The following is a 10,809-nucleotide window of genomic DNA, read 5'->3' as shown; positions in this document are numbered from 1 at the left end:
GTGCGATGGCCGCGTCGTTCGCGGTGACCGCACCTGCCGACGCAGCCACTCCAGGGGCCGGGCCGCCGACACCGGACCTCGCCTCGGCGGGGATTCCCGCCGGGGCCCCGCCGATCGGGACGTTGCCGGGCCTTCGTCCGGTGTCCCAGGTGGTGGTGTCGAACACCGTTGGCGGGAACCAGGAATCGGTCGTGACGTCGACCTGGCCGCGGGTGCTGCCGGGTGATGTGTCGGTGCATCCGACGCCGTTGGGGCCCGCCCGTCGGGTCGCCGATCGGGCGGCCGGAACCGGTGACGTCGTGCGTATCGGCAATCTCGAGCTACGTCGCCCCAGCGTCGTGTCCCGGCAGTTGGCCTCGGACATCAGTGCCGGCTCGGGTGAACTCGTGGCGGGTATCTCCGACGTCCTGCGCAGCAACGGGGTTTCGGCGGCTCGTGCGGACAAGGTCGCCGAACAGATGGTCGGCGACGCCGCGGTCGGTGGTGTGATCGGCGCCGGTGTCGCGGCTCCGCTTGCCGTGGCAGTCGGCGGCGTGGTCGGTGGCGGACTGGGACTGCTCTTCGGAATTCCGTTCCTGCCAACAGGTCTCGTCGTGGGACCGCTCGTCGGGACCGCGCTGGTCGCCACTCTGGTCGCGCTGCCGGCGGTGACGGCCGGTGTCGCCATCGGCGCGGCGCACGGTTACGACAAGGGGTGGAAGGTGCCGCTCAACCGGAAGCCGGCCACGCGGCCACAGCCGACGTCGGTCTCGCTCGACCGGGCCCCGGCCCAGGTGGCCCCGCCGGTACCGGCGACCGCCATCCGGCGGCTGACCCCGGTGCCCGCCGTCAAGCAGGTTGCCCCTTCGCCCGCGGTGAAGCGCGTGACACCGACACCGGCGGTCAAACAGGTCGCGCCGTCACAGCCGGCCCGTCGTGACGCGGTGCCGTGCACGTGGGCACGGATGGCCGAGGTCGCACTGCAGGGAGGTGCCGTCGGCAGCTGCTGAGCGCAACCGAAGGATCGGCCCTGGCGCAGTCGCGGACTGTGTCAGGGCCGATGTTCGGTCAGCATCCGGATCGCGCCGACGATCGTGCCGACGAGACCCTCGGCGCTGTGGCTGCCGAGCTCGCCGCGCTGTTCGTCGGCGCGCATCATGATGACCGACTCCACGAGGCGGAACGGCAGCAGACAGCGCTTGTCCGCCGGATCGCCCAGCGCCGCGGACGTCAGTGCCGCATAGGCTGCGGCGAGTTCTTGTCGCGCCGAGCGGAATTCGACGAATCGGGGTTCGCCCACCTCGGGTAGCAGATAGAGCGCGCCGAGGTTCCAGCGTGCGCGGGCGAGCTGTTCCACGTCGAACCGGGCCAGGATGAGCAGCCGGTCCAACGCCGGTCCCTCGGTGTCGAGCAGAGCGCGGGCCTGCTCGACCGAGGCGAACACGGTCGTCTCCAGCAGGTTCGCGAGGATGTCGTCCTTGGTGCCGAAGTAGTGGTACATCGACGCCTGACGGATTCCCACGGCCTCGGCGATCATCCGCGTCGATGTCCCGGTGTAGCCGTGGCGCGTGAAGAGCTCGGCGGCGGCGTCGAGGATCTCGTCGCGGGCGGTCTCGCCCCGACGTCTCGACGGCACCAGGCGTGGGCGCCCGGGACCGCCGGATGTGGTGGCCGAGCGCGTGCCGGTCGCCATGATTCCTCCTGCGTCGGTGGATGTTCTCGACCCAGTGGACCATGTGTGAGCGACTCCAGAGGCCGTTGCGATACCTCGACCTGCATCGATTAACGCACTCGTTACGCCCGTTTTCGCAGTCGGAACAAAACTGTCAACCGCAAGAAATGTGCGTTCGCTTATCTATCAACTGACAGATTCGCGCTCGACGAGGAGCTCCTCGACAAGAAAGAACGCACCATGACCTCAACCCCGGAAACGGCTGTCGCGCCACCGGCCACCGCGCCGGCCGGCGACCTCGACGCCGACGACCTCTCCGAATTCGGTTACGAGCAGCAGCTGCACCGCTCGCTCGGCAAATTCGCCTCCTTCGCCGCAGGCTTCTCGTTCGTCTCCATCCTGACCACGATCTTCCAGCTCTTCGGACTCGGCTTCGGATTCGGCGGACCGGCGTTCTTCTGGACCTGGCCGATCGTCTACGCAGGCCAGTTCCTGGTGGCCCTGTGCTTCGCGGAAATCGCTGCGCGGTACCCGATCTCGGGTGCCATCTACCAGTGGTCCCGGCGCCTGGGCGGTGAGGTCATCGGCTGGTTCGGTGGATGGTTCATGATGATCGCGCAGATCGTCACCGCCGCCGCCGCGGCCATCGCGCTGCAGGTGGTCCTGCCTGCGGTGTGGACGGGCTTCCAGATCGTCGGTGACGACCCGACGCTGACCAGTACCAGCGGTGCGGCGAATGCGGTGCTGCTCGGCTCGATCCTCCTGGTGATCGTCACCGCGATCAACTGTGTCGGCGTCACCTGGATGAGCCGCGTCAACAGCATCGGCGTCATCTGCGAACTCGTCGGCGTCACCGCGGTGATCCTCGCGCTGTTCACCCACGCCCGCCGCGGTCCCGACGTCGTCTTCGACACCGGCGTCCCCGGGCAGCAACCCGGCTACATCTGGGCGTTCATCGTGTCCGGCCTGATGGCCGCATATGTGATGGTCGGCTTCGGTTCCGCAGGCGAACTCGCCGAGGAGACCCGGGACCCGCGACGGGTCGCACCGCGCACCATCCGGATGGCCCTGACCGTCTCCGCCGTCGGCGGTGGACTGATGCTGCTCGGTGCACTCATGGCAGCGCCGACGCTCGGTGAGGAACTCGCGATCGGCGGACTGCCCTACGTCCTGGATTCGGTGCTGGGCAGCTTCTGGGGCAAGGTCCTGCTGTGTGACGTCGCGGTGGCGATCTTCATCTGCACCCTCGCCATCCAGACCGCGTGCTCGCGGCTGATGTTCTCGATGGCCCGCGACGGCCGGCTCCCGTTCTCGGCGCAGCTGTCCCACGTCAACCGCCGTACCGGTACCCCGATCGCGCCGTCGATCCTGATCGGTGTGCTCTGCATCGGCATCCTGCTGGTCAACGTGGGCAACTCCGCGATCTTCGCGACCCTCGCCAGCGTCTGCATCATCCTGATCTACCTGGCCTACCTCGCGGTCACCGGTCCGATGCTCTACCGCCGGTTCCAGGGCTGGCCGCACCGGGGCGGCGTCGACGCCGGCGGCAAGAAGCTGTTCAGCCTGGGTCGCCTCGGGATCGTCGTCAACGCTCTCGCGGTGCTCTACGGAGCGCTCATGGTGATCAACCTGGCCTGGCCACGCGCAGAGGTCTTCGATCCCGCGGGTGAGATGCCGATCCTGCGCTGGGCCGGACCGATCTGCATCGCCGTCACCGTCCTCGTCGGGATCGCGTGTTTCCCACGCGGCAAGGAACATCCGAAGCCCGTCACCTTCCCCGCTTCCTGAACAACTCCGAGGAGTCACCAGAATGACCACCATCACCAACACCGCCACCGGGACCACCGCGGGAGCCCGCGAGCACGCCCGGTCGCAGGCCGGCCGTATCACCGACAGCATGCCGGTCGTCCCGGCGTCGAACTGGCCGAACCCGCCCGCCGGCATCGAGCCCGCATCCCTGACCTGGGCCGAGACCGTGCCCGGTGGGCGCTACACCAGCAAGGTCCTGGCCCGCGGTACGCGCCTGCGCCTGCACGACGTCGCCGGTTCGGCCTGCGCCCACATCCTGATGTGGCGCGCCGACGCGCCGTGGGAGCGGCTCAATGTCGCCGACACGGTGAAGGTCCCGTGGCAGGCCTATCTCGGCGCCGGACATCCGTTGCTGAGTGATCAGGGACGCGTCCTGGCGACCGTCGTCGCCGACGAGTCCGGCCACCACGACGCCCTCTGCGGCACGACCACTCTCGCCGGAAACATCGCGAAATACGGCGACGGACAGGTACATTCGGCAACCGCGGCGGGACGCGAGATGTTCATCCTCGCCGCCGCCAAGCACGGCCTGACGCCGTCCGACGTCGCACCCTCGGTGTCGTTCTTCCACGGGGTGAAGGTCGAGGACGACGGCTCGTTGCGCTCCACCGGTTCCGCCGGTGCCGACAAGTCGGTCGACCTCATCCTGCACCTGCCGTGCGTCGTGGCGATCGTGAACACCGCACACCCCGTCGACCCGTCGCCGACCTTCGACACCACCCCGCTCGAGGTGCTCGCGTGGAAGGCCCGGGCCGAACTCGATGCGCTGCTGGCCGGCGTCGCCGACACCGATCCTGAATACCAACGGGCCGTCGACAACTCCGAAGACGCTTGGGCCGCAGCCCGTTTCTGAGCTCCCATCCCGAGAGGACCGAACACTCATGACCGCCACCATCGATCTCGCCGCGGCACCCGCCGCCGATCTCGCCCTCGTCACCGGCACGGTCGTCCACGACGACACCGTAGGTGAACGCGGCCCCTGGTCGGGTGTCGTCGCAGCCGGCGACGTGCTCACCATCGTGGACCTACACGGCAACCAGGCCGTGGACACCCTCTTCTACGGGGCCGACGACCACACAAAGCGCTACTCGGCGCAGGCCACGATCGCCGCGCAGGGCAACATCTTCCTGACCACCGGCACCGTCATCCGCGACCAGGAGGGCGACCCGCTGATGACGATCGTCGCCGACGAGGTCGGCAACCACGACACCGTCGGTGGTGCGTGCTCGCAGGAGTCCAACACCCTCCGCTACGGCCACCACACCAAGCATCAGCACGCGTGTGTCGAGAACTTCCTGATCGAGGGCAGCCGGCACGGACTGGGCAAGGCCGACCTGGTCGGCAACGTCAACTTCTTCATGTACGTGCCGGTCGACCCCGACGGGTCTCTCGGCATCGTCGACGGACTGTCGGCCCCCGGAAAGCGCCTCGCGCTGCGCGCCGAGACCGACACCCTGGTGCTGATCTCCAACTGCCCGCAGATCAACAACCCGTGCAACGGATTCGACCCGACCGCGGTCCGGGTCATCGTGACCCGACCGGCCGTCTGACACCTCCACCGCGTCGAATCCGTACAGCTCACCGACTCACCGAGGGACCACACCATGTCTGCCTCCACCGGGGCCCCCACGCCGGCCCCCGTCACCGTCCTACGGTCCGGCCCGCTCACCACCATCCAGGACTGGCCTGGTCGTACCGGGTACTGGAAGGTCGGGGTACCGCCCTCCGGGCCGATGGACGACCTGTCGTTCCGGCTCGCCAACCTCGCGGTCGGCAACCCCGAGGCGGCGGCCGGCCTCGAAATCACCCTCATGGGTCCGGCATTGCGTTTCGAGGCCGAGTCCGTCGTGGCGGTCACCGGTGCGCCGGTCGCCGTGACGCTCAACGGACGCCCAGTGCCGCAATGGGTTCCGTTGTCGGTGGGTGCGGGTGACGTCCTCGACGTGGGTACCGTCGGGTCGCTGGGAATGCGGGCATACATCGCGGTGTCGGGCGGATTCGACGCGGAGGATTATCTCGGAAGCCGTTCGACCTTCACGATGGGGCGTTTCGGTGGACTCGACGGCCGGCCACTCGCGGCGGGCGATCAGCTCGCACTGCTGGGCGGTCCGACCGGTCCGGCGCGGCGCATTCTCGGCGACGAACAACCCGCCCTGACCAACACCTGGCAACTGGCGGTGACCGCCGGTCCGCACGGCGCACCCGAGTTCTTCACCGAGGCCGACATCGCCGACCTGTTCGCCACCGACTACGAGGTGCACTTCAACTCCGACCGCACGGGCATCCGGCTGATCGGTCCCAAGCCGCGATGGGCGCGCAATGACGGCGGCGAAGCCGGACTGCATCCGTCGAACATCCACGACAACGCGTACTCCGTTGGTGCCCTGGACTTCACCGGTGACACGCCGATCCTTCTCGGACCCGACGGGCCGAGCCTCGGCGGATTCGTGTGCCCGGTGACGGTCGTGACCGCCCAGCGGTGGAAGCTCGGTCAGCTCAAGCCCGGTGACACGATCCGCTTCGTGGCCGTGCGCAGTGCGGAGACCGCCTCGCCCAAGGAGACCGGCCTCGGCCGGCGCGCCAGTTTCGTCGACGTGCTGTCCTCGGGCGGCGACGCCGACAACGGCATCCTCGGCTCGACGACGACCGCCGACGGGTCGACGTCGGTGACGTACCGCCGCTCCGGAGACGACAACATCCTCGTCGAATACGGCGACATGCAACTCGATCTCGCGCTCCGGGCACGTGTGCACGCGCTGAGTGAGCGCATCGCCGCCGAAGAGCCCCGGGGTCTGATCGATCTCACGCCCGGCATCCGGTCGCTGCAGGTGAAGGCCGACCCGGATGTGTGGTCACAGGCGCAGATGCTCGAATGGCTCACCGAATGCGAGAGCCAACTTCCCGCCGCCGAGGATCTCGTGGTGCCCAGCCGTACGGTCCACCTACCGCTGTCGTGGGACGACCCGGCCACCCGGGAGGCCATCGAGCGCTACATGCTCGGCGTTCGGTCCGATGCTCCCTGGTGCCCGTGGAACATCGAGTTCATCCGCCGCATGAACGGCCTCGACTCCGTCGACGACGTCTATCGCACCGTGTTCGACGCCAGCTATCTGGTGCTCGGCCTGGGCGACGTGTATCTCGGTGCGCCGGTGGCGGTTCCGCTGGACCCCCGCCATCGGCTCGTCACGACGAAGTACAACCCGGCGCGGACCTGGACGCCGGAGAACGCGGTCGGTATCGGCGGTGCCTACCTGTGCATCTACGGCATGGAGGGTCCCGGCGGCTATCAGTTCGTCGGACGCACCACGCAGGTGTGGAACCATCGGCACCCGCAACCGGCGCCCGGTTTCGACCCCGAACACCCATGGTTGCTGCGCTTCTTCGACCGTATCCACTGGTACCCGGTGAGTGCCGAGGAACTCCTCGACATGCGCGCCGACGTCGCTGCCGGACGCGGGGACAGCACCAGGATCGTCGACGGTGTCTTCTCGCTGGCAGAACACCAGCAGTACCTCGAAGACAATGCCGTCGACATCGCCTCTCGGCGGGAGAAGATGGAGATCGCCCGGGCCGAGGAGCGTCAGAGATGGTCGGCGCAGGGTGAATTCGCCGACGACAGCAACGGCGCCGAGACGGCAGTGGTCGGCGTGGGGAACGAGGAGCGAGTGGCATGAGCAAGGTCGACGAGGTCTACACGCGGATCGCCGAGGCGGACCGTCCCGAGGTGTTCATCACGTTGCGTCCGCAGGCGGACGTCGCGGCCGAGTTCGATGCGGCACTCGCGTCCGGCGGGCCGCTGGCCGGCATGATCCTCGCCGTCAAGGACAACGTCGACGTCGCCGGCCTGCCGACCACCGCAGCCTGCCCGGGCTACGCCTCCACGCCGACCGCAGATGCACCCGCGGTCGCGGCACTGCGCGCCGCCGGTGCCGTGGTGATCGGGAAGACGAACCTCGACCAGTTCGCGACCGGACTGGTGGGAACGCGCAGTCCTCATGGCGCCGTGCGTGATTCGCGACGGCCTGATCGCATCTCGGGCGGTTCGAGTTCGGGATCTGCGGTGGCGGTTGCGCTCGGATTCGCGGACATCGCGATCGGCACCGACACCGCCGGATCGGGCCGCGTACCCGCGGGCCTCCAAGGGCTCGTCGGCGTCAAGCCGACGGTCGGGGCGATCTCGACCGACGGCGTCGTGCCGGCGTGTGCAAGCTATGACACGGTCACGATCTTCGCCGCCGACCTCCCGCTGGCGAACCGCGCCATGTCGGCGATGGCTGCAGCGCAGGGCCCGAGGCCGTTCGGCTCGTCGGCGCCGCTGGCCGCACCGGAACGTCCCGTGGTCGCCGTGCCCGCCGACCTGTCTGAACTCGACGAGGCCTGGCGCGCGGCGTTCGCCGAGGCGGTGCTGCGGGCCGAGGCCGCCGGACTCGTGATCAAGACCGTCGACCTGTCGCCCTTTCTGGCGGCCGCGAAACTTCTGTATGAGGACGCGCTCGTCGCCGAACGGCACGACGCGGTCGGTGACTTCCTGGATTCGGCGGACCCGGTCGACGCCGGGATCGACCCCACCGTCGCCGGGATCATCGGTGCCGCAGCCCGATTCACTGCCGTGGACCTCCTCCGCGCGCGCCGCCGCCTTGCCGAACTCCGGGCGGAGGCCATGGGGGAGTGGGGTGACGCCACCGTGCTGATGGTCCCGACCGCGCCGGCGCACCCGACGATCGCCGAGGTCGCCGACGATCCGGTCGGCGTCAACTCCCGGATGGGCACGTACACCAACTTCTGCAATCTGTTCGATCTCTGCGGCCTCGCCGTCCCGAGCGGCGTCGTATCCGAAACCGACGGGACCGAGGCGCAATTCGGCGTCACCTTCCTGGGTATGGCACACGAGGATGCGGTCCTCGTCGACGTGGCGGGACGATTCCTCGGTGACGCCGACATCCGGGCGTCGTGGGTGGAGACCACGGAGTCGATCGAGCTCGCGGTCTTCGGGGCGCACATGCGGGGCGGACCGCTCACCCACGAGCTCAGCGAGCGTGGCGCCCGATGGGCGGGCGAGATCACCACGACCCCGACCTACCGACTCGTAGCGCTCGACACCACCCCGCCGAAACCGGGCCTGATACGCGATCCTGGTGCCGGACGGGCCATTCGGGGCGAGATCTGGCGGTTGTCGCCGGCCGCGCTCGGCGAGTTCCTCGCCGCTCTGCCGGAACCGATGATGCTGGGCAAGGTCGAGGTGGCCGCCGGCGAGACGGGACCGGCGCGGTGGATCGTCGGTTTCGGCTGCGCCGCCGACGCCGGTGCTGCCGGGACGGAACTCGACCGCGACCGCTGGTAGGCCGCCCATCCGGAACCGAACGCTCCACGGGAGACGCGCACCGCCCGACCTGGTCGTCTGTCCAGCGCGCGGGTTTCGTGCCGTCTCGTCGGGTCGGCTACCAATTTTCGATCCCCGATGCTGAACTTCACTCAGCGCAAGGGGTGGGAGAAGAAAGTTGGACGAGTGACCAGCATGGGGCGGAACGGAATTCAGCGTTCGGAGAAGGTCGCGCGCCGCGCGGACCGCAAGCAGAAGCGCCAGCACCGCGTCGTGGCGGGCGCCGCCGCGCTCGCCACGGTCGCCGCGATCGGCGCCGGACAGGCGATGGAACCGGCGGCGGCAGAGGCATTGTCGTTGTGGCCGACCCCCACGACCGGCTCCGGTCTGGCGAACCAGATCAAGGTCCTGAAGAACGAGTACGGTACGAATCCGCTGGGCGACCTCTTCGCCGACATCAACAACGAGGCCCTGGCCGAGCTCGTCGAGGCGTGGCGGATCGAGCTCTGCGCATCGGGCGGTGGCAATGGGGGAGCGGACTGCTCCGATTCTTCCACCGACCTCGGTGGATTCGGCGTCGCGGTCGTGCTGCCCGACAGCCTCGAGCTGGTCCCGGTCGGCGTGTACGGCTCGTTCAAGGAGCTCTACGACGGTATTCCGCAGTGGATCAAGGATGCCGCGAACGTCATTCTCGTGCCGATCTTCCAGACGGAGCTGCCCTCCGAGATCACACCCGAACCCGACACCACCGGCTCGGCGACGGTCAAGGGCAACGGCTTCCAGTTTGCCCTCGCATACCGCGACGGTGATGCCACCGCCGTCTCCTACCTGCCGCTGAGCATCGCGACCGCCGGGGCGAGCGACGGCCGGTCGGCGTTCGCCTTCGCGGTGATCGGTTCGGCCCACGCGTGGAACACCGGCGACCTCGACGTGACCGTTCTCGGCAAACCCCTGACCACCATCCCGGGGGTCACGGGCGTCGGTTGCTATGGCGGACTCACCGCCGGCTACGCCGACGGCGTCGGCGCGTGTGCGAATGTCGCCGGAACCTTCGACTTCCGCTACCAGCAGCCCAACGGCGAGGTGCAGTTCGCGCTCACCGACCCGACTGCGCTCATGGCGGACCCGACCGGCGTACTGGGCGGCGCGGGTCTCGAGATCCTGTCCGGCCTGGCGTCGGCGCTGCTCGGCGGCGAGGGTGTCGACTTCGACGGAGACTGGTTCTCCCTCTCCAAGGACTTCGCCCGGCTCAGTGTCGGAGGCGACCACGGCCTGCTCAGTGGCAACTTCCTCCGCCTCACCAGCGATTACGGCTTCACCGGGCCGATCACCGTCGACTGGCTCGGCTCCACGGTCACCTTCCGTCCCCTGGTCGAGGTGAACGGCGAACTCCGGCCCAATCGTCTGGGCCGCCCGGTCATCTCCTTCGGTCAGCTCGACACCGGCGAGATCGTCCCGGTGATCCACATACCGAGCTACGAGTTCCCCTTCGGTATCCCGGCGACCGACGATGCCGTGATCCCGCGGCAGAACACCGTCGCCCGGGTCGCGGCCTCCGCTCCCACCGAGTTCGCGGCGACGACCTTCGCGGACACCGAGGAGGTCGCCGAGGACGACTCGGGCAGCGACGTCGTCGAGGAATACGTCGGCAAGCATCGCGCCACCTACGAGGGCAAGCACCGCGCCCCCGAAACCGCGGTCGACGCCGAGGGCACCGATGCCGGCTCGGACAACGGTTCGGGCAACGACAACAGTGCGGGCAACGACAACGGTTCGGGCAACGACGACGGTTCTGGCAACGACGACGGCGGTGAATCGGGCAGCGGCTCCGACAGCGGTTCCGGTTCGGACAGTGGCAGCGACGCCGGTTCGGAAAGCGGCGGCGACGCGGGTTCGGACACCGGCTCCGGCAGCGCACCGGACTCGGACTCGTCGAGCAGCTCCGGCGCAGAAGCGGCCTGACACCGGCCGCCCCCAGACCGGCGCCCCGGCATTGGACTCGATCCGTGCCGGGGCGTCGACCATTTTC

General features: G+C 68.8%; 8 protein-coding genes. 7 read left to right on the top strand and 1 reads right to left on the bottom strand.

The window, feature by feature from the left end; all coding sequences use genetic code 11:
- The first annotated feature begins 5 nt into the window (after nt 1-5).
- The gene (locus NWF34_RS02140; RefSeq protein WP_024499773.1) at nt 6-989 is read left to right on the top strand and encodes a hypothetical protein; all 984 of its coding nucleotides are present in this window, start codon (nt 6-8) and stop codon (nt 987-989) included.
- Between the two features lie 41 nt (nt 990-1,030).
- On the opposite strand, the gene NWF34_RS02135 is transcribed toward NWF34_RS02140, so the two are convergent.
- Nucleotides 1,031-1,672: a TetR/AcrR family transcriptional regulator gene (locus NWF34_RS02135; protein WP_258324128.1), complete on the bottom strand. Its 642-nt coding sequence runs from the start codon at nt 1,670-1,672 to the stop codon at nt 1,031-1,033.
- Between the two features lie 219 nt (nt 1,673-1,891).
- Between NWF34_RS02135 and NWF34_RS02130 the strand changes: the two genes are divergently transcribed.
- From NWF34_RS02130 to NWF34_RS02105, 6 genes are all read left to right on the top strand, one after another.
- Nucleotides 1,892-3,439 carry an amino acid permease gene (locus NWF34_RS02130; RefSeq protein WP_258324127.1) on the top strand — a complete coding sequence of 516 codons (1,548 nt, stop codon included), beginning with the start codon at nt 1,892-1,894 and terminating at the stop codon, nt 3,437-3,439.
- A 22-nt stretch (nt 3,440-3,461) separates the two neighbouring features.
- Entirely contained in the window at nt 3,462-4,313 is an 852-nt protein-coding gene (locus NWF34_RS02125) for an urea amidolyase associated protein UAAP1 (protein ID WP_258324126.1), read from the top strand.
- A gap of 28 nt (nt 4,314-4,341) precedes the next feature.
- Nucleotides 4,342-5,010, top strand: a complete 669-nt coding sequence (locus tag NWF34_RS02120; protein ID WP_258324125.1) for an urea amidolyase associated protein UAAP2 — start codon at nt 4,342-4,344, stop codon at nt 5,008-5,010.
- 54 nt (nt 5,011-5,064) lie between these two features.
- Nucleotides 5,065-7,134 carry a 5-oxoprolinase/urea amidolyase family protein gene (locus tag NWF34_RS02115; RefSeq protein ID WP_258324124.1) on the top strand — a complete coding sequence of 690 codons (2,070 nt, stop codon included), beginning with the start codon at nt 5,065-5,067 and terminating at the stop codon, nt 7,132-7,134.
- Nucleotides 7,131-8,801 carry an allophanate hydrolase gene (atzF, locus tag NWF34_RS02110; RefSeq protein ID WP_258324123.1) on the top strand — a complete coding sequence of 557 codons (1,671 nt, stop codon included), beginning with the start codon at nt 7,131-7,133 and terminating at the stop codon, nt 8,799-8,801. Before NWF34_RS02115 ends, atzF begins: the two co-directional genes overlap by 4 nt.
- Before the next feature lie 174 nt (nt 8,802-8,975).
- On the top strand, nt 8,976-10,742 hold the full coding sequence (locus tag NWF34_RS02105; protein ID WP_258324238.1) for a hypothetical protein: 1,767 nt from the start codon (nt 8,976-8,978) through the stop codon (nt 10,740-10,742).
- Nucleotides 10,743-10,809 lie beyond the last annotated feature (67 nt).

The sequence above is a fragment of the Gordonia sp. GONU genome, from assembly GCF_024733855.1.
Lineage (GTDB): Bacteria > Actinomycetota > Actinomycetes > Mycobacteriales > Mycobacteriaceae > Gordonia > Gordonia amicalis.
The sequence above is the reverse complement of the archived record's forward strand: the minus strand, read 5'-3'. Positions and strand labels throughout refer to the sequence as shown.